This is a genomic window from Mesorhizobium sp. M0292, assembly GCF_040321695.1.
Taxonomy (GTDB): Bacteria; Pseudomonadota; Alphaproteobacteria; order Rhizobiales; family Rhizobiaceae; genus Mesorhizobium.
The window spans coordinates 36,070-53,773 of the sequence record NZ_JAMYSB010000013.1 but is presented as its reverse complement, the minus strand read 5'-3'; the positions used below and the strand labels follow the sequence as shown (position 1 = coordinate 53,773).

Annotated in this window: 19 protein-coding genes and 1 pseudogene; 7 read left to right on the top strand and 13 right to left on the bottom strand. The window is 61.4% G+C overall.

What is annotated here, in order from left to right; translation table 11 throughout:
* The first annotated feature begins 386 nt into the window (after positions 1-386).
* A complete protein-coding gene (locus NKI96_RS20390) occupies positions 387-1,562 on the top strand; it encodes a zinc-dependent alcohol dehydrogenase (protein ID WP_023667775.1) in 1,176 nt (391 codons plus the stop codon).
* 10 nt (positions 1,563-1,572) lie between these two features.
* Entirely contained in the window at positions 1,573-2,121 is a 549-nt protein-coding gene (locus NKI96_RS20385) for a hypothetical protein (RefSeq protein ID WP_023667774.1), read from the top strand.
* Positions 2,122-2,377: 256 nt separating this feature from the next.
* On the opposite strand, the gene NKI96_RS20380 is transcribed toward NKI96_RS20385, so the two are convergent.
* A complete protein-coding gene (locus NKI96_RS20380; protein ID WP_155922421.1) occupies positions 2,378-2,602 on the bottom strand; it encodes a hypothetical protein in 225 nt (74 codons plus the stop codon).
* 1,124 nt (positions 2,603-3,726) lie between these two features.
* Here NKI96_RS20380 and NKI96_RS20375 point away from each other — a divergent pair.
* Positions 3,727-3,984 (top strand): hypothetical protein, encoded by a 258-nt coding sequence (locus tag NKI96_RS20375; RefSeq protein WP_245260390.1) that lies wholly within the window; start codon positions 3,727-3,729, stop codon positions 3,982-3,984.
* Between the two features lie 282 nt (positions 3,985-4,266).
* Here NKI96_RS20375 and NKI96_RS20370 read toward each other — a convergent pair whose 3' ends face one another.
* Complete coding sequence (locus tag NKI96_RS20370) at positions 4,267-4,734, bottom strand: hypothetical protein (RefSeq protein ID WP_023667769.1); 468 nt, start codon at positions 4,732-4,734, stop codon at positions 4,267-4,269.
* 401 nt (positions 4,735-5,135) lie between these two features.
* Between NKI96_RS20370 and NKI96_RS20365 the strand changes: the two genes are divergently transcribed.
* Entirely contained in the window at positions 5,136-5,747 is a 612-nt protein-coding gene (locus NKI96_RS20365) for an EF-hand domain-containing protein (RefSeq protein WP_245263685.1), read from the top strand.
* 199 nt (positions 5,748-5,946) lie between these two features.
* On the opposite strand, the gene NKI96_RS20360 is transcribed toward NKI96_RS20365, so the two are convergent.
* Positions 5,947-6,111, bottom strand: a complete 165-nt coding sequence (locus tag NKI96_RS20360; protein WP_023667766.1) for a hypothetical protein — start codon at positions 6,109-6,111, stop codon at positions 5,947-5,949.
* A gap of 1,010 nt (positions 6,112-7,121) precedes the next feature.
* On the opposite strand from NKI96_RS20360, the gene NKI96_RS20355 reads away from it, so the two are divergent.
* Complete coding sequence (locus NKI96_RS20355; RefSeq protein ID WP_023682764.1) at positions 7,122-7,781, top strand: L,D-transpeptidase; 660 nt, start codon at positions 7,122-7,124, stop codon at positions 7,779-7,781.
* Between the two features lie 10 nt (positions 7,782-7,791).
* Positions 7,792-8,304 carry an OmpA family protein gene (locus NKI96_RS20350; RefSeq protein ID WP_023667764.1) on the top strand — a complete coding sequence of 171 codons (513 nt, stop codon included), beginning with the start codon at positions 7,792-7,794 and terminating at the stop codon, positions 8,302-8,304.
* A gap of 306 nt (positions 8,305-8,610) precedes the next feature.
* On the opposite strand, the gene NKI96_RS20345 is transcribed toward NKI96_RS20350, so the two are convergent.
* The 10 genes and pseudogenes from NKI96_RS20345 to NKI96_RS20300 all read right to left on the bottom strand — a co-directional run bounded on the left by NKI96_RS20345 (position 8,611) and on the right by NKI96_RS20300 (position 16,373).
* Entirely contained in the window at positions 8,611-9,480 is an 870-nt protein-coding gene (locus NKI96_RS20345) for an SDR family oxidoreductase (protein ID WP_352805800.1), read from the bottom strand.
* 1 nt (position 9,481) lies between these two features.
* Positions 9,482-9,646 (bottom strand): hypothetical protein, encoded by a 165-nt coding sequence (locus NKI96_RS20340; protein WP_023695159.1) that lies wholly within the window; start codon positions 9,644-9,646, stop codon positions 9,482-9,484.
* 23 nt (positions 9,647-9,669) lie between these two features.
* Entirely contained in the window at positions 9,670-11,436 is a 1,767-nt protein-coding gene (locus NKI96_RS20335) for a thiamine pyrophosphate-dependent enzyme (RefSeq protein WP_023695158.1), read from the bottom strand.
* Between the two features lie 10 nt (positions 11,437-11,446).
* Positions 11,447-11,608, bottom strand: coding sequence for a hypothetical protein (locus tag NKI96_RS20330; RefSeq protein WP_023667760.1), 162 nt, complete (start codon positions 11,606-11,608; stop codon positions 11,447-11,449).
* Between the two features lie 82 nt (positions 11,609-11,690).
* Positions 11,691-11,915 carry a hypothetical protein gene (locus tag NKI96_RS20325; protein WP_023667759.1) on the bottom strand — a complete coding sequence of 75 codons (225 nt, stop codon included), beginning with the start codon at positions 11,913-11,915 and terminating at the stop codon, positions 11,691-11,693.
* Positions 11,916-12,090: 175 nt separating this feature from the next.
* Positions 12,091-12,336: a hypothetical protein gene (locus tag NKI96_RS20320; protein WP_023682770.1), complete on the bottom strand. Its 246-nt coding sequence runs from the start codon at positions 12,334-12,336 to the stop codon at positions 12,091-12,093.
* 13 nt (positions 12,337-12,349) lie between these two features.
* A complete protein-coding gene (locus NKI96_RS20315; protein WP_352805797.1) occupies positions 12,350-12,565 on the bottom strand; it encodes a hypothetical protein in 216 nt (71 codons plus the stop codon).
* A 193-nt stretch (positions 12,566-12,758) separates the two neighbouring features.
* Complete coding sequence (locus NKI96_RS20310; protein ID WP_352805794.1) at positions 12,759-13,886, bottom strand: NAD(P)/FAD-dependent oxidoreductase; 1,128 nt, start codon at positions 13,884-13,886, stop codon at positions 12,759-12,761.
* 60 nt (positions 13,887-13,946) lie between these two features.
* Positions 13,947-15,488, bottom strand: a complete 1,542-nt coding sequence (locus tag NKI96_RS20305; protein WP_352805792.1) for an amino acid ABC transporter permease/ATP-binding protein — start codon at positions 15,486-15,488, stop codon at positions 13,947-13,949.
* 94 nt (positions 15,489-15,582) lie between these two features.
* A pseudogene (locus NKI96_RS20300) lies at positions 15,583-16,373 on the bottom strand (ABC transporter substrate-binding protein).
* A 213-nt stretch (positions 16,374-16,586) separates the two neighbouring features.
* Here NKI96_RS20300 and NKI96_RS20295 point away from each other — a divergent pair.
* Entirely contained in the window at positions 16,587-17,681 is a 1,095-nt protein-coding gene (locus NKI96_RS20295) for a LacI family DNA-binding transcriptional regulator (protein WP_023667753.1), read from the top strand.
* Positions 17,682-17,704 lie beyond the last annotated feature (23 nt).

The following is a 17,704-nucleotide window of genomic DNA, read 5'->3' as shown; positions in this document are numbered from 1 at the left end:
CCGGTCACAGCGCTGCTTCGGCCGACCCTGTGCGGGCGAGGAAGAGAATGCCGGTTATGGCCCGCGAGAATCGAGCAGATGGGGTATCAGCCGCCGCGAAGGACACCTGCGGACGGAACCTTCTTTGGTACACTTGAGTACGTCCATTCGTGGCTCGGGCTCCAGCGGTTCGTGCCCCGACGCGCCTGGGAAGGCCGCTGGTGCCCGCGACAGATCCTTCCAAGGTGCAGGTCTGGAATGGCCCAAAAATTCTCTCGAGCTCCCGGAACATCGGTCCGCCCCTGTGGTTCGACAAGCAGCGGCACAGTCGATCCAACCAGGCATCGGCCCGCTTAGGACAGGCGCGAGGTCCCTACCCACAGATCTTGCGAAAATAGGAGCAAGCTATGCGAGCGTTGGTCTGGCACGGCAAGGAAGACATACGCTGCGATCAGGTTTCGGACCCGGGAATTGAGGATGAACGTGACGCGATCATCAAGGTGACGAGTTGTGCGATATGCGGCTCCGACCTTCACCTCTACCACAACTATGTGCCAGCCATGCTGCCCGGCGACATCATGGGCCACGAGATGATGGGAGAGGTCGTCGAGGTCGGCAAGGGCGTCAACGGCGCTCTGAAGGAGGGAGACCGCATCGTCGTGCCGTTCACCATAATCTGCGGTGAGTGCGACCAGTGCAAGCGACAGAACTTTTCGGTTTGCGAACGCACAAACCGCAAGAAGAATCTCGGTGACAAGGTGTTCGGGCACACCACCGCGGGTCTGTTCGGCTACACTCATTTGACCGGCGGCTATCCCGGGGGACAGGCGGAATACATGCGTGTGCCGTTCGCCGATGCCACGCACGTAAAGGTGCCTGACAGCCTTACCGACGAGCAGGTTCTCTTCCTCGGCGATATTTTTCCTACCGGATGGCAGGCGGCGGCACAGTGCGACATTGAGCCCAACGATACGGTTGCGGTGTGGGGCTGCGGCCCAGTCGGGCAGATGGCCATACGCAGCGCCCTGCTGCTCGGCGCGAAACAGGTGGTGGCGATCGATTGCCTGCCGGAACGGCTTTCCATGGCCGCGGCCGGCGGCGCCATCGCCATCAATTTCGCCGAGGAAAGTGTCGTCGAACGACTGCGGGAACTCACCGGCGGAAAGGGCCCGGAGAAGTGCATCGATTGCGTCGGCATGGAAAGCCACGTCTCGCTGGCCCAGCCCGATACCGTCTACGATCGCGCAAAGCAGTTGATGCTGATGGAAAATGATCGACCGCACGTTCTGCGTGAGATGATCTATGTCTGCCGGCCGGCCGGCGTGATCTCGATCCCCGGCGTCTACAGCGGGCTGGTCGACAAGATTCCGATGGGACAGGCAATGAACAAGGGGCTCACCTTCCGAATGGGGCAGACCCATGTCAACCGTTGGACCGAGGATCTGTTGCGCCGCATCGAAGATGGCCAGATCGACCCATCCTTCGTCATCACCCATACCGTGGGGCTCGAGCAGGGACCCGAGATGTACAAGGTGTTTCGCGACAAGCAGGACAGCTGCATCAAGGTTGTATTGAAACCGTAGGGAAATCGTCATGAACGTGATTGCCAAACTTACCAACATCACCCGATCGCCTGGCGATCCCAAAGTGCTGAAGACTGGGCAGAGTGCGGTCGGGGCATCCGATGGCCTTGCCCGCAAGCTCGGCTGGTTCAGCATCGCGCTTGGCGTCGCCGAGCTGGTTGGCGCCGAGCGGATTGCCGGCGCGCTCGGCATGCGCGGCAAGGAAGATCTGATCCGCGCTTATGGGGCGCGGGAAATAAGCAGCGGCATACTCTCGCTTTCAGTGGACAAGCAAGCTGGGCTGTGGAGCCGGGTGGCCGGCGACGGCCTGGATATCGCGACATTGCTGACAGCGTATCGGCCTGGCAACCCAAAGCGCGATAATGTAGGCCTTGCGCTTGCCATGGTCGCCGGCATCACATTGCTCGACATCATCGCTGCGAAAAGCGTGACCGCGCGCCACTCTCGGAGCGGGACCAAGCCACGCGACTACAGCGATCGAAGCGGCTTTCCCGGAGGCACTGCCGCAGCCCGCGACCGTGCCCGCTCGCAGCGCAGCCAGGAGGCCGGCGCAGCCTGATAGAGATTGCCGAACCCCTGGCGCCATGCGACCTGGACAGGTGGCATCTCGTCAGGCCCTAACGCCAGAGGTGGTAGCTCTCGGCGAGCCGAGTTTGCTGGAACAGAGTGGACCGTCGCGCGGCCGTTCTCGCCGTCTCCTGGGTCACCGCCGCGCATGGGTTGTGTGGCCGGTGCGTTAAAGGCACGAAGCAAGCAGCGATCCGACCGGCGTCGAGCCTTCCATGTCTCTTGCCTTGGCAAGGTTCCGGCGATCCTCAGGCCGAGCCGCGTTCGGGAAGCTCGGTCTCTTCCGCCACCCCTTTCCGCAGGTCTCGGCGCAAGCGTTCCGCTTCGTCGGAATTATTATCGTCGTCTGTCCGCTCGAGTTCGCGATCGATTGTCTCGCGCGACCCCTCTGCCGGATCCTGTTGCGGAGATGTGTTCGGGCCGGTTTCGATCTTGCCGTCGCCGGGAACGGTGCGGTCGCGAGACTTCGTCATCTTCAGCTTCCCTTTCATCTGTCATCTGCCTCGGCATCTCCGATGGCATGAATTTTGGCCGCTTCCTGCCGAACCGGATCGTCGACGCTTTGTTCCGGGAAAGCCCCCGCAGGTTCGTGCTGGTCGGCCCGGGGCATTGGTCGATGCCCATGCCGGGAAGCATCCTATGCCAACGAGGTCGGCGGCAGCCTCATCGATGTCGTTATCAACATGTGGGCTGTTTCGGCCCGGACACGCGAGCACGCCAGGCTCGCGGCGAGTTTTCGAACCGAAGCAGATGCGCAACGTAACAACTGGATGTATACGGAAAAGGCTGCCTCATCCACATCGCGCTTCGGGAGGGCCGGCGGCATGCTCGCCTGGGCGGTCCGGCAGCTGGTAGCGAACTGGTCATAGGCCTTTGCAAAGCCGCGTCGATGAAGCGGGTGCGGTAGCGCTGGTCGGTGTAGCGTCGAGGCATCTGTCAATCGGAGACAAGCGCGACCACTTTTGGGACTTCACTGTTTTTTCCACCGGGACTCGACATCTCACTATCATAGTTGATTGTGGCTGCCGGTGACCCTGCGTAATGGATAGCCATTCCAACTCTCCAACAGGAAAACGGTATGTTGTATCCGGGTCGGTTTTTGGGGCCAAGCGAGATTGAGATGCTCGCCCAGGTTTGTCACACGGTCTGCAAAGAGCGCGCCCTACCTCTTGCTTCGCAGAACGGAGAGCGCATAGCTGCGCATATACTCAGGCTGTTTATGAACGGCTTGATTGAGCAGAATGAACTGCTCGATGCCGAGAGGAACTGGGCTCTTCGGCTTGACCGTTCGGTCCAGCAGACGATGTCACCTACGCGCACATGAGAGGCCGCGGGACCCAGTTTGGTTCTTACAGCCGAACACCCGCCGCTATCTGAGATATGTTGCGGGGTTTTCTTCGCCGCGGAGTGATCCGACACAGTGCGGAAATCATGGCAATCCTGTTCGCAGTGATTCTATTGATACGCGTAATCGCAGTCGCATTCTTGGTCGTCGGAAAGCCGCCAGGGCCAGTTGGGAACAAACCTGACGTTTAAGCGTTTGTAGAGCCCTTCCACCGGGCAACTCACCGAAATGCTTCTTGCCGTGCATGATGCGATGTCGACGGCCGTTTTGGCGGGCAGGAGCGCCAATGCGGAAATAGTAGGCGTGGTCGACCTCACCAACAAAGCTGAGGTCGACATCGGCATCACCAGCTTGGGAAGAGCCATCCAGTTCGTGGCCAACGCCTCGGTGCTTGGATACGACATTCGCGGCGCCATGGTCTTCTATGGCGCGCCCGGTACCCCGAGCCTAAGGGCGAGAGAGTGCGAGCGCTTGTGGGCGCAGTTTGGCGGCGCGCTTCTACAGCCGTAGCTCTATCAGGACGTTCGCCCCGCCCGTTCTTGGTATGAACGCGTACGGAACTGAGGCGCTACCCAGCCGCAGCGGGAATGGCTCAGTGGTAGCTCTAGCTGGCGACCGCACTAAGCAGCTTTTCGGTGATGGGCTTTGAGCGGCTGAGCCAGCGTGAGAACGTTCGGCTGCATATCTGCCGGTGCCTGCTTTCATGTGACTGGGCGAGGCTATTGGGGAGCCGGGTTGACCACTGGCCCTTAGCCGAGGGAAGCACAGTACGGCAACCTCGCTCTTTGCTGGCTAACATCCTTCCGCTCTCAGGGACCGGACCATGCGCACAACAACAGGGTCATACGGTTTCTTTTCGGATTTCCGATAATTCATTGTGAAAAGCGCGGCACGCTGGTTGCAGACCATAATTGCACGGACGTAGCGAATCTCGCCATTCTTGACCCCGGAGTAGCTGGCCCATTTCGGGGCTAGGCGCCGATAGGTCAGTCGCCAACCGGCCTTTTCGTCCTCGATCATGCGATGTTCGATCTCGGCGCGAAAACTTGCTTTGCCCAGTCGCGCGCCCCAAACGACCAGAAACGCGTCTCTTGGGCCCTGAAAAGCCGCGCCCTGCTCCGAATTCTGGGTCAGGACGAAATTCGGAGGAATATCGAAACTAAAGCCAAGCTGTCGGACGCCGAAGGGCTGCCACGCCTCGGCCTGAAGCAACGTGGTCCAAAAGAGAAAAACTGTAAGTCCCAGCAGGAGGCGTCGCATTGCTCTGATTTAGCGCTGGCTAACATGGTGTCCAGACGGACAGAGGTCCGTGACATAAAAAATATGCATCATGGCCGCGCAGCATATGGACGCGGGATTCGCGATTGACGGCGTGCGGTCGAAACGGCTTCCGTCCCACGAAAGGAGAGGACGCAGAGGGAATTGGTGCGTCGGTATGATCGACTGGCAGAAAATTTGGCGAGGCCGAATGTCCAACGTTCATTGCCCGCAAAAATGGGCGCCGGTTCCTCTTGTGCCTAGGGAAGAGGAGCCGAATTATTCCCTGGCGAAGACCCTGATCTACCTCAGACGGGGGCATGCCTCAGTAACTTCGCCGTGACCTGATCCCTTCGGGGAACAATCACATCGAGCTCCAGTTTGGCCTTCAAGCGAAAGCACTGATGGAGCATGCCATGAGATTTCCACACAGCACGACGGCCGCGGCCGCCGTTTTCATTGCCCTGACCTCCCCCGCACTCGCCCAGACAAGCGGAACACCATCACCCTCGAAACCTGCACCCGCTCCGGCAACCGAACCGCCGACCGCCGGACAGTTGCCGGATGCGACCGGACAAGCGGATGGACCAACACGCGAAATGATCCGCCAGATGGTTGAGCAAGCTGTCCGTGACCGACTGCAGCAGGATCGCGGTTCCGAAGAGGGTTTCCGCGAGGAAGATAGTCGCAACTATCAAGGCGATCGCAACGAGGATGCTGACCGCCACGATGAAGATGGCGACCGTTGGCAGAACCACGGTGACCGCGATCGTGGACACAGAATGGCTGGACGCTGGCATCATCAGATGATGCGCGGTGCCGGCATGCGACTGATGTTCGGGCTGTTGGACACCGATGGCGACGGATCGGTGTCCGAGGACGAGGTTCAACGCGCGGTGGGCAGGATGTTCAGTAGCGTTGACGAGAATGGTGATGGCAAGATCGATGTGAACGAGATCCAGTCCTTCATGCATGGCTCCAGCATGCATGGCACTGATAGCGAGGACACGCCGTAGCTGTCTTCAAAGGGAATGCCCTCCCTCGGACAAAGCGGGCGCGTGGCGGCCGATCCCGAAGCGGTGTCTCTTGGCTGTTAGGCGCCCGGCCAGCACCCTTTAGGCTTGAGCTATTCCCGCAGTCCCGCGAGACGCCAGCCGTGACAAAAAAGGCTTCGCATTGCTGATCGAGGAACGATCGAAGCCGACCAACGCAAGGTCACTCGGGCGCTCGGTCTTCCAGCAGAACGAAGGATGCGGCGATCAAGTCGTCGCCATTGATACGTCCTTGGCTGTCCTCCAACATAGTTGCAACCTTGTGGAAGGCCATCATTTCACCCGCGTCAATCTGCGCTTCACGCATCTTGGCTGTGAGATCAGCCACGCGATTTCCTAACGAATGTGATTTTGCAGTCTCGCAATTCGACATGATTAGTCATCCTTTGCCTTGGGGTTTCACGCTGCCGAACGCAATGCTTCAGCGGATGTTCCGAATTTGGCCATCAGTCTTATGGGATAGGACTTGCGTCTGATTGCGGTTGGAAGAAGCCCGAACGGCGGAACACGCAGCCGGACGCCGAATTGGAAACCCACCGTCGATCGAAGTCCCTTGTCGCCGGTTGAGATCCCGCCATCTTCACTGTCGAGAGGGTGGCGGGATCGCCTTCCGAGGAGCGAGCGCATATGAGGTAATAGATATTTGGCAGATGTACTCACGGCCATCCTGCTCGCTTCTTTTGTCTGCGCATGTTCATTCTTTTCGGGAAACCCCATCTCTCCAACAACACGCAACAACCGCGTTGCTACCCACGATTGATGCGATGACAACTGCATCAACAAAGCAAAGCCTCTTCGCCTAAGGTGCGATTGCCGCGGGCTTTTTCGACTTGAAGGTCGTCCAACGCGCCCGGTGGTCAGGCCATGGCGTTCAGCGGGAGCCAGGTAGACTCATCGCGAAAATCCCGCAGCGAGGCATGTCGCAAGTCCTCCTCGCCGCGTGCGGATACTGGAATCCGCCTGGCTCGTTGTGACAGGCATGCGAAGATGAGTGTCGGCGCATGGACGCGGAAAAACCCGCCAGCGTGAGCCAGCGGGCCTTGTGATGGGATGGCCCGCGCGTGCGGTCAAGGCTGCGCGGGCCGACCATGATGAATGAGGGGACATCTTGGTCACCGGCACGACCGATGAAGAACGAGCCGGGTGTGACAAAACACCCTTGGAGCGAGGATGTTCCCGTCCGCACAAAAAAGCCCGCCGGCGTGAGCCGGCGGGCAGCCGCTATTTTGCCGTCAAGCGGACAGACCGCTTGCGGCCCACCCACTGCAGCATTTTCCACTTTGAGCCGGAATCATTCTCAACTATGGTTCGCCAGGCTTAAGGCATGGGGGATTGCCGATGGTTTTATCACGCAGGGGTGTCGTGCTCGGCGGTCTGGCGCTGGTCGCGGTCGGTGGAACCAGCAATATTGTTCAAGCCGCGGGGGCAAAATCCTTTTTCGCCGGTACCGCCAGCGATAACGATTTCGTCTATCGCAAGACCAACTTCGCCAAGATCGACAAGAGATGGCATCGCCAGATCGTCAAGTATTTCAGCAGCGAGCCGGTCGGCACCGTCGTGGTCGATACCCGCCACCACTTCCTCTACCTCATCATGGAAAACAAGACTGCCATCCGCTACGGCGTCGGCGTCGGCAAGGAAGGCTTCAAATGGTACGGCCGCGCGACGATCGATCGCCGCGCGCTGTGGCCGCAATGGGTCCCGCCCCCCGAAATGCGTGAGCGCAAACCGGACCTGCCGCCCATGATCGCAGGCGGCGCGTCCAACAATCCGCTCGGGCCGCGCGCGCTCTATCTGTACCGCGACGGCGCCGACATCGGCTACCGCCTGCATGGCACGCTGGAGCCATGGAGCATCGGCACCGACGCTTCCAGCGGCTGCATCCGCATGTTCCCCGAAGACATCATCGACCTCTACCAGCGGTGCCCGATCGGCACCGCGGTGGAGGTCCTGCCGCACATCGCCGACCAGGCGCCCGCTTCCACCACTGTCGAATGATTGGCGCATCATGAACCGCATGATTGAAAACACGCGCCGGCTGCTCGCCGCCGGCCTGCTGGTTGTGGCCACATCCTGCTCGACCAGCAACACGCTGGCCCCGTCGACGCCCGACGTCACCAACGCCGAGATTGCCGGCTTCCAGAACGTGCAGCCGGGCAGCGAGGAGGATTTTATCCTCAATGTCGGCCGCCGCACCTACTTCACGAAAGGTTCGGCCGCGCTCGATTCTGTCGCCAAGGCCACCCTCGACACCCAGATCGCCTGGTTGACAAAGCATCCGCGCTGGCTGCTCAAGCTGCAGGGTTTCGCCGACGATCCCGGCGCAAGCGAAACGGCGCTGTCACAGCAGCGCGCCGATGCGGTGATGGACTACCTCGCCGCCGGCGGCATAGACCGGAACCGCATGTGGGCCAAGGGCTACGGCAAGGACAGGCTGGTCCGCGACTGCCCCGACTCCGCCTGCAGGTCGCAGAACCGCCGCGTTGTGTCTAATTTGCGCGATGAGAGGGACGAGTCGTAGAGGCTGCTGTTTTGCTGGTCGCCAAATCAGTCTCACAACGCGACGGCGGCATGGCTGCAATGCGCCTATCGGGGACATTCACCCAGCGTTTGCCCCTCCCCGAAAGCTGACGCTCCGGTTGAACCCGGAGTGAAGTCAGCTTCCCGTCTACCAACCTCCGGTTCAGGGTCTGGTGGGAGGCTTCGGCATCCGCCTCGACCAGTTTGCGGACGTGGCGGTTGTCCGCGATCCTGATCGCGCATGAGCCTCGCCACATGTCGGTGTGCTACCGGGAGTGGGCGCCGTGGAGCTGGCAGGTACGCTCGCTCAAAGCATCGGCCGTCCACCGGTGACCTCGTAGAGTGCGCCGGTGGTGTAGCTCGATCCTTCCGAGGCAAGCAGCACATAGGTCGCTGCAAGCTCTGCCGGTTGCCCGGGACGCTTGAGCGGTGTGTTCTTCCCGAACTCCTTGACCTTCTCAGAGGGCATTGTCGACGGGATCAGCGGCGTCCAAATCGGCCCGGGAGCGACCGCGTTTACCCGAATGCCGCGTTCAGCTACCAGTCCTGCAAGTCCGGCGGTGAAGTTGGCGATCGCTCCTTTGGTAGTGGCGTAGGCAAGCAGTGCCGGCGAGGGACTGGTCGCGTTGATTGAGGATGTGTTGATGATGGTCGAGCCGGGTTCCATGTGCTTCACTGCTTCCTGGGACAGATAGAACATCGCATAGACATTGGTGCGAAAGGTGAGATCCCATTCCTCCGCGCTGATGTCCTCCAGCTTCTCGAACGACGCCTGGTGGGCTGCATTGTTGACGAGGATGTCCAGGCGCCCGCATTCATCGATAGCTCGCTGCACAAGCGACCGCGCGAAGATTTCGTCCGAGATGTCGCCGCGTGCGAGCACCGCCTTGCGCCCCGCTTCCTCGACCAAGCGCGCCGTCTCCTGCGCATCTTCGTCCTCTTCAAGATAGGAGATCATGACGTCGGCGCCTTCGCGTGCAAACGCGATAGCCACCGCCCGGCCGATGCCCGAGTCCGCGCCGGTGATCAGCGCGACGCGGTCCGTCAGCTTACCGCTGCCGCGATAGCTCTCCTCTCCGTGGTCGGGCCGTGGATCCATCTCGTCGGTGTAGCCGGGCATGTCCTGCTGCTGTTCGGGAAGCGGCGGCCGAGGATATTTCTGCTGGGCATCCTGCATGTCAGCTCCTTTTTTGGCTGGAGTTGCGGTTGTGTCGATCCGGTTCCGTGATCGGTCCCTTGGCGGCTTTCGAGCCACCGCCCCATTCCTCGGCCTTGCACGCTTGGTCGCCGCCCATGAGGTCCGGCGAACTGCGATTTGCGGTGCCGCTGTCGGTCTTGTTCAACTCGTGCTCCTTCTTGCGTGTCGTCAGTCTTTCTCGCCGGCGGTAATCATCGACCTCAGCGGCTCTTGCGCCACATTCGCCTCGATTTCCGCGCGTCCGGGAGTGTCCGGTAGCGCCTTGCGGAAATTTTTCGCATAATCCGGTGGCATCTTCGGTGGCATCATCGGTTCGTACGGGTCGACCACGGCCTCGATGACCACCGGACCCTCAGCAGCCAGGGCAGCGTCGAGAACACCTTCCACCTCCTCGGCGCGAGAGACGCTGTAACCAATGCCGCCCATGGCTTCGGCGGCCATGGCGAAGTCGATGGGCTGGAGTTCGCAGGCGAATTGCGGGTTGCCGAGGAACATCATCTGCTCCCAGGCGATCTGATTGAGCATGCCGTTCTTGAGCACGAGCACCTTGAGTGGGACCCGGTACCGAACTGCCGTCGAGAACTCGCCGAGTTGCATCGCGAGACCGCCGTCGCCGACGACCGCGAAGACCGGCCGGCCGGGAAAGGCCAGGCCCGCGGCGATCGCATAGGGCAGTCCGCATGCCATCGAGGCCAGCGCGCCCGAGACGCCGAAGGCCTGCCCGTCACGCAGCTCGATATGGCGGGCCGCCATCTCGGTGTTCTGGCCGGAATCGGCAACCAGGATCGCATCATCGGGCAATCGTTTCCCAAATGCGCGTGTGACCACCTGGGGCTTGAGCGAAGTGGCGGCCTTTTGCTCCGACTGCGCCATCATCTCGCGCCAGCGTCGCATGCCCGCCTGCGCCTTCTCGAGGAAGCTGCGATCATCCTTGCGCTTCAGGCGCTTGTTCAGCAGTCGCAGCGTCACGGCGGCATCGCCGGCAAGGCCGGCCTCAATGGGATAGCGCAGGCCGATGCGCTGCGGGTCGCGCTCGATCTGCACCCCGCGCGCCTGTCCCGGCTTCGGGTAGTATTCGATGTAGGGAAAGGTCGAGCCGACGACGAGCAGCGCGTCACATTCCTCCATGATTTCCTGCGACGGCAGCGTGCCGAGAATCCCGATGCCGCCGGTCGTCAGCGGGTGATCGTCGGGCAAGGCAGCCTTACCGAGCAAGGCCTTTGCGACGGGGGCACCAAGCAGCTCCGCCGTCTCTTCCAACTCGTGCCTGGCACCAAGCGCGCCCCGACCGGCGAGGATCGCGACCTTTGTCGCCCCGTTCAGGATCTCGGCGGCTTTCGCAAGTTGTTCTTCGTCGGGAAGCCTGCTTCCTTCGAACCAACGATCCGGCGTATGCGACGGTTTGTTGCGCTTCGAGCGCTTGGCTTGGTCGAGCGTGTGCTCCTGCACATCGCTGGCGATCGACAGATGCGCAACGCCGCGACGTGCCAGCGCCGACCTGCAGGCGAGACCGGCCAGGCTTTCCATATGCGCCGCGTCGGAGACCTGCGCGTTGAAGACGGCGACATCGCTGAAGACGCGCGTCAAGTCGACATCCTGCTGGGTGAAGGTCTCGATAAGGTCGTGGAACTGCATGCCGGTAATGGCGAGCACCGGCGCTTGGTCGAGCTTGGCATCGTAGAGTCCCGTCAGGAGGTGTGTGCCGCCAGGGCCGGAAGTTGCGAGGCAGACACCGAGCTTGCCTGTCCATTTTGAGTAGGCGCACGCCATGAACGCCGCGGATTCCTCGTGCCGCACCTGAATGAAGCGGATGCGGTCCTGCCGCCCGCGCAGCGCCTCCATGATGCCATTGATGCCGTCGCCCGGCAGGCCAAAGATGATATCGACGTTCCAGTCGATCAGCGTCTCGATGAGGATGTCCGCGGCGGTCGGCATGTCTCAGTCCTTACCGCGATGCGGATCCCGCCGCCTGGCTGCTCTTGTTCGCGGTCTTGTCAGTCTTACGCTGGTCTTTGTTGCCGCCGCGATTGCCGCCATGCAACTCGTCGGAAGATTGAGCGGTCTTGCCGTCTTCCAAATTAGTGGCCATGCGCAAAGCTCCCTTCATCCGGCCTGCCTAACCAGAAAGTCGGTGAGATGTTCCGTGCCCGAAGGCAAGGCCGCCTACTCAGGTGCCCAAGGGAAACGTGTCAGGTATTACCACTCGATGAGGCGTGTTCGGCAGTCAGCGGCTGAACAGGCGAGGTGCGATCGAACCAGACGAAGGCATCGAACTGTTGCGAGGCCGAGGATTGCACGTAGTGGCCGAGGCTGCCTGATCGCCAAAAGCGCTCGCGGCAGAGCTGGCCGATGTTCAGGTCGCGTCTTCGCAGGTCCCTATAGCCAGAGCGCAACGCCGCCCGGACCGTCCCCATAGGCGAACTCCTCGCACCCCTCGTCGACGAATTTCCCGCGCGGGATTCCGCCTCAGTGACGAAAGGACTCGTTCGTCGCGCACACCGCGGCGGGCGATGTGCGCCTCGACCATGCGGTGCCTGGCGTGCCGGTAGTCTGGCATGGCTCCTCGATAGCTTTAAAAAGACGGCAGGCTTAGTCGTCCTGCCTGCGCTTGTGGTGCTCGCTCTCCTGGTTTTCGCCGCGGATCATCTGGCGATCGTCCTTGTCGGTCAATTCCACGCCCTCGTCGCGTAGATTGGCGCCGTCTTGCCGCGCCTCACGCTCCTGCTTGGATCTCTTCAGCTCATCCTCGGCATTGAAATCGTCGCCGGCATTGCTGGTGTTCTCGCGCTTTTCGATGATGCGCAGCTGCTGCTCGTGGGTCTTCCGGCCGGCCATGGCAAGGTGCCTCCTACTTGTTCGTGCGTCCGGTCTGGTCAGGGTTGATGCCGCCCTGAGGCGTGACGTCGTTCTCGACATCGCCTTCGAACGTATTGTCCCCATCGAGAGCATCGTTCTCGTCGAGCATATCGCCGCCCTTGACCGCGCCCTTCGAGGTGCCGATTCCCGGGTTGTCTCGCAGATCCTTGTCCGTGGGCTGTTTAGTCTTGGGGTTTTGGTTGGTCATGGAATTTCTCAGCGCTGGTTGAGCTTGGACGAAAGACGGTCCTGGCGCTGTCCAACTTCAACGTGGAGAAAATGTTCCGGAACATATTCGCTGTGTCAGGTTCGGTGCGCGTAAGCGGCCAGGCGGCCGCCGTCTCGGCTAGCGAAACTCCAAGCATGCCACATTACATCCCATTCCGAGGCGAATTGGCGGGCTAAAGTGAAAATCGAGACGGTCGAAAGCTTGCAAGGAGTGGGTGCTCTGTTCCGGTGGCGATCTCGGTTGCAAGCAGTTCGCCGGCAATCAAGCCAAGTGTTGCGCCGCTGTGGCTGAAGGCGACGTAATACCCCTCGATCTCCCGCAACTGGCCGAAGACCGGCTCGCCGTCTCCGGGGATTGGCTTGGGCCCGACACCGTAGCTCTCCAATTCCAATTTCGGATGACCGTCGAGAACATTCGACGCTTCGTCGAGAAGCCCCTGGATGGTCGATGCTTTTACGCGATAAGTCCCGTCCGGATTGACTACCACCTCTTCTTCCGACCAGGCAGAATCGAGCGCGAGGGCGCCATCAGGCGTCGGCCGGATGGCGACGCGCGGCGTGTTGAGCACGGCGCGTAGAGGCAAGTCGACTGGCTTGGTCCTGACCAGCAGCGCGATTGGTGTCCCATCGGCAATACGCTGACCGGCCACGGCGACCATTCGCGGCACATCCGCACCGGTCGCCAGAAGCACCGCGTTGGCGGCGAAGCTGATCCCGCTGGTGGTGGTGACGCCGGTGGCGCGGCCGTTGGCGACGGTGACGGTAGCGCTTCCGGCCTCGGTGACCACCTGGCCGCCCCGCTCCACGAATTCCGCGATCAATATTTCGATCAGCGACGGCAGGTCGACCCAGCCCTCGCCCGCGTTGAAGATCGCGCCTTGAGGCGTGACAGCGCTTGCGCAGACACCCGGCGCGACCAACCTTATGGCGTCCGCGGACAGATGCTGCGCATCATAGCCTAGACGTTTTTCGTGAGCGAAGACATCGGCGATCTCGTTTGAGGCATCGTCCGCATCCCACGTCAGGCCACCGTCGAAACGCAGCCAGGCGGCATCCGGGCATCGCGCCGACAAACTGCGGTAGCGGTCGATACCGATCATGCGCAGGTGATGATATTCAGCCGAGCGCCTGCGCGCCGAATTGATCCAGGCGAGCGAGCGGCCGGAAGCTCCCTTGGCGAGCGGTCCATCATTGACCAGCACGGTCTCGATGCCGAGCCTTGCAAGATGAACGGCCGAGGAGACGCCAAAAATGCCGCCGCCGACAACAACGACCTTGGAAACCTGATGTGATGCAGCCATGAGATATCTTTCACTGGTGGAGGTTGGTTTGGGCGGCCGTCTTGAAGGGCTCATGCGTGATCAAAGCACTTCGGCAAGGAAGTGCTTCAGACGCGGGCTTTTCGGCGTGTCGAAAATCGCGGCAGGCGTGCCGGCCTCGATGATGCGGCCTTCATCCATGAAGACGACCTGATCGGCGACCTTGCGGGCGAAGCCCATTTCATGCGTCACCACGACCATTGTCATGCCGCGCCGGCCGAGATCCGCCATGAGGTTGAGCACGCCCTTCACCAGTTCGGGATCGAGTGCGCTTGTTACCTCATCGAACAAGATGACCTCCGGGTCCATCGCCAATGCACGAGCGATTGCCACACGCTGCTGCTGGCCACCGGAAAGGCTCCCTGGACGATGGTGTTTGCGGGTCGCAAGCCCGACGTCGGCAAGGCGCGCCTCGGCGATGCGCTCAGCTTCCTGTACAGGGAGCCCCTTTACCTTGGTCAGCGACAGCATGACGTTTTCGAGCGCGGTGTGGTCGGGAAACAGATTGAACTGCTGGAAAACCATGCCGACACGCCGGCGCAGTTTTTCAGGCTTCATCGCCAGGATGCTCGCACCATCGAGCAACACCTCACCGCCCTTGGGCTCGACCAGGCGGTTGAGGCAGCGCAGCAGGGTCGACTTGCCCGAACCTGATGGGCCAATCACGCATGTGACCGTGCCAGGCTTGACTGCCAGGCTGACGCCTTTGAGAACATCGAGGTCGCCATAGGCCATGTCGAGATCGGTGATGGCGAGACTGCCGCCCTTGAAGCGGGGCAGCGCTGAGCCGGCATCAGAGCCGGCCTCCGAAGGTGCACTGCCGGTGGCGCCCTCCAGTTCGCTCACTTCGGCCAGGCCGCTGATGACGAGGCCGGCCTTTTGCTTTCCGACCCGCAGCGAGTTGTCGATGTAGTTGACCACATGGGTCAACGGCACGGTGATGACGAGATAGAACACGCCGGCCAGAAGCAATGGCGACAGGTTTCCGGTGACCACTGCCTGGTCCTGACCGACACGGAAAATCTCGCGCTCCGAGGCGAGCAGACCGAGGAAGTAGACAAGGCTTGAATCCTTGACGTTGCCGATGAACTGGTTGACGAGGGCCGGCAAGACGCGGCGGATGCCTTGCGGGATCACGATCAGGCGCATGCCTTGGCCGTAACTCATGCTGAGCGCCCTGCAGGCCTCCATCTGCCCGCGCTCGACGCTCTGGATGCCCGAGCGGAAGATTTCGCCGATATAGGCGCCGGCGATCAGGCTCAGCGCAAGAATGCCGAGCGGAAAGGGCGAAGGGCCGAAGATTTCACGGCCGATGCGGGCAAAGCCCTGGCCTATCAGCAGGATGGTGACGATCGCCGGCAGCCCACGGAATATATCCGTGTAGACCCGCGCCGGAATGCGCAGCCAGCGCGATTGCGAGATGCCCATGACGGCCAGGATCATGCCGAGGATGACACCCAGCACCGTCGACGCGGCGGCGAGGATCAACGTGTTCTTCAATCCGATGGTGATCATGCTGGGCAGCACGTCCGCCATGGCCTGCCAGTCGAGGAAACTGCGCCGCAGGTTTTCGAGCCAGTTCATTCGCCCCCCTTTCGGTTGCGCTATTCACATCGTCCGCATCAAGGACGGCGGCGTAATCCGGCCGCCGGCATGAGAGCCAGCGGCCGGGTACGGTCTACTTCTTGGGAAGATACTGGTCGGGCATCGGCGAGCCGGGGAACCACTTTTCATAAAGCGTTTTCCAGGTGCCGTCCTGCATGGCCGCGTGAAGGGCGGTGTTCAGCGCATTGCGGAGCTTGTCGTTGCCCTTGCGCAGGACGAAGCCGGCCGGCGCGTCAAAGGAAGGAATATTGACCGCGATCTTCAGGTTCGGATAGCGAACGCCATAGTCCTTGGCAGCCTCGTAATCGAGGAAGTGGGCATCCACGGTTCCGTTGTTAAGCGCCGAAACGGCGGAGTTGTTGTCGGGGAATTTGACGAGATCGGTCCCGACAAAATTCTTCGCCGCGTAGATTTCCTGGAGCGTGCCTTGCACGACGCCGAGACGTTTGCCCTTGAGCCCGTCCGCCGACGTGATCGCCTTGTCGGCAGTAAGCACGGACAGATAGCCTGCGATATACCCGTCGGAAAAGTCGACGGTCTTCTTGCGTGCTTCCGTCGTGCCGATTGCCGCGACCGCGACATCGAAACGCTCGTTTGCAACCGAAGGCATCAGCGCCGAGAATTCCTGGCCGGTGAAGATCACCTGGTCGGGCTTGAAGCCAAGGCGGCTCGCGACGTTGCGGAGGGTTTGGCATCGCCCATGGTTCCGACGCTGATGACCTTCGCATCAATGAGGCCATAGGGATTGTCATCCGCGGCGGCCGCTCCTGAAACCAGCCCGGCGCCGACGCACATCGCCATAAGAGCCATTGCGCCGGTTCTGACCGGGCACATCAACGACTTGAGAATTTCTTTCCTGCTCATGTCTTTCTCCACTCTGAAGGTCTGTTCTTCTTGGTATTTCCGTCGAGCCGCCATCTGGCGCGCCGACATGCCCTTGCCGAAATCACGGTCCGTCACGCCTCTCGGCTCCACTCCTTTTAAAGAGACCGGTCTCATATTGCGTGAGACCGGTCTCTTTGTTAATCGTTATCGCCACGTTGACCTCCCGTCAACAACTCTTGTAGTCGTCATCCGATGAAAAGAACCGCCCCCAAGACCCCGTCGATAACGGTCAGCGACGTCGCCCGCGCGGCCAATGTTTCGAAAGCGACAGCCGCGCGCGTGCTCGGCGGATACGGCGTCGTCAGCGACATGATCCGCGCGGAAGTCATGGCCGCGGCCAAGGCCTTGGACTATCGTGCGAACGAGCTCGCCCGCAGCATGACGACCGGCCGCTCCGGCATCATCGGCGTGGTTGTCGGCGACATCGAGAACCCGTTCTTCAGCCTCGCGGTACGCGGCATCAGCGACGCGGCAAAGGCAGCCGGGTTCAACGTCATCCTGGCCAATTCCGGCGAGAAGATCGAGGCGGAAAAGGCGGCCGTGAAACTGCTCATCGGCAAGCGCGTCGACGGGCTGATCGTCACGCCGTCGGAATCGCGCGACATCGCGCACCTGCGCGATATCCACCGCTCGGGCCGACCGCTTGCCCTGCTGGATAGGGCGCTGGCAGATCTGGATGTCGATACGGTCACGACCGACGATCGCGGCATCGCCATGCTGGCGACCCGCTTTCTAGCCGATGCCGGCCACCGCAACATCGCCTATGTGACCGCGGTCGACGCCGAAGGGCACGAGTACCGCGATCTCGGGCAGATCTACACCTCGTCGGTCCGTGAGCGCATCGACGGTTTCCTCACCGTGTGCCGAGAGGCCGGACTTGATCGGCCAGAACGCTTTGTTCGCCTTGGCGCGACAAGCCCCACCGAAACGCGCAGGGTTGCCGGCGAGATGCTGTCGGCGCCGGATCGGCCGACGGCGATCCTCGCCTCCGACAGCGTCATTGCGCTGGAGATCTTCAAGGTGACCCGCGAGCGCGGCCTGCGGGTTCCCGACGACATTTCGCTCATCACTTTCCATGATGCGGACTGGACGAGCGTCACCACGCCGCCCATCACTGTTATCGACCAGCCCGTCTACGCGCTTGGCAAGAGCGTCGCGGAATTGCTCATCCGGCGATTGAAGGGAGATTCCCGCCCGGCGGAAAGGCTCGTTTTGCCGACCGCCATCATTGCACGCGGATCCGTTGGCCCGCCCTCGGATGGAAAGCCGCAAGTGCGCCAAGCATAGGCCTGGCGGCGGTACGGCCCACA

Coding starts and splice junctions, on each gene's coding strand:
- NKI96_RS20390 (WP_023667775.1), top strand. CDS start 387: ATGCGAGCGTTGGTCTGGCACGGCAAGGAAGACATACGCTGCGATCAG.
- NKI96_RS20385 (WP_023667774.1), top strand. CDS start 1,573: ATGAACGTGATTGCCAAACTTACCAACATCACCCGATCGCCTGGCGAT.
- NKI96_RS20380 (WP_155922421.1), bottom strand. CDS start 2,602: ATGACGAAGTCTCGCGACCGCACCGTTCCCGGCGACGGCAAGATCGAA.
- NKI96_RS20375 (WP_245260390.1), top strand. CDS start 3,727: ATGTCGACGGCCGTTTTGGCGGGCAGGAGCGCCAATGCGGAAATAGTA.
- NKI96_RS20370 (WP_023667769.1), bottom strand. CDS start 4,734: ATGCGACGCCTCCTGCTGGGACTTACAGTTTTTCTCTTTTGGACCACG.
- NKI96_RS20365 (WP_245263685.1), top strand. CDS start 5,136: ATGGAGCATGCCATGAGATTTCCACACAGCACGACGGCCGCGGCCGCC.
- NKI96_RS20355 (WP_023682764.1), top strand. CDS start 7,122: ATGGTTTTATCACGCAGGGGTGTCGTGCTCGGCGGTCTGGCGCTGGTC.
- NKI96_RS20350 (WP_023667764.1), top strand. CDS start 7,792: ATGAACCGCATGATTGAAAACACGCGCCGGCTGCTCGCCGCCGGCCTG.
- NKI96_RS20345 (WP_352805800.1), bottom strand. CDS start 9,480: ATGCAGGATGCCCAGCAGAAATATCCTCGGCCGCCGCTTCCCGAACAG.
- NKI96_RS20335 (WP_023695158.1), bottom strand. CDS start 11,436: ATGCCGACCGCCGCGGACATCCTCATCGAGACGCTGATCGACTGGAAC.
- NKI96_RS20330 (WP_023667760.1), bottom strand. CDS start 11,608: ATGAAGGGAGCTTTGCGCATGGCCACTAATTTGGAAGACGGCAAGACC.
- NKI96_RS20325 (WP_023667759.1), bottom strand. CDS start 11,915: ATGGGGACGGTCCGGGCGGCGTTGCGCTCTGGCTATAGGGACCTGCGA.
- NKI96_RS20320 (WP_023682770.1), bottom strand. CDS start 12,336: ATGGCCGGCCGGAAGACCCACGAGCAGCAGCTGCGCATCATCGAAAAG.
- NKI96_RS20315 (WP_352805797.1), bottom strand. CDS start 12,565: ATGACCAACCAAAACCCCAAGACTAAACAGCCCACGGACAAGGATCTG.
- NKI96_RS20310 (WP_352805794.1), bottom strand. CDS start 13,886: ATGGCTGCATCACATCAGGTTTCCAAGGTCGTTGTTGTCGGCGGCGGC.
- NKI96_RS20305 (WP_352805792.1), bottom strand. CDS start 15,488: ATGAACTGGCTCGAAAACCTGCGGCGCAGTTTCCTCGACTGGCAGGCC.
- NKI96_RS20295 (WP_023667753.1), top strand. CDS start 16,587: ATGAAAAGAACCGCCCCCAAGACCCCGTCGATAACGGTCAGCGACGTC.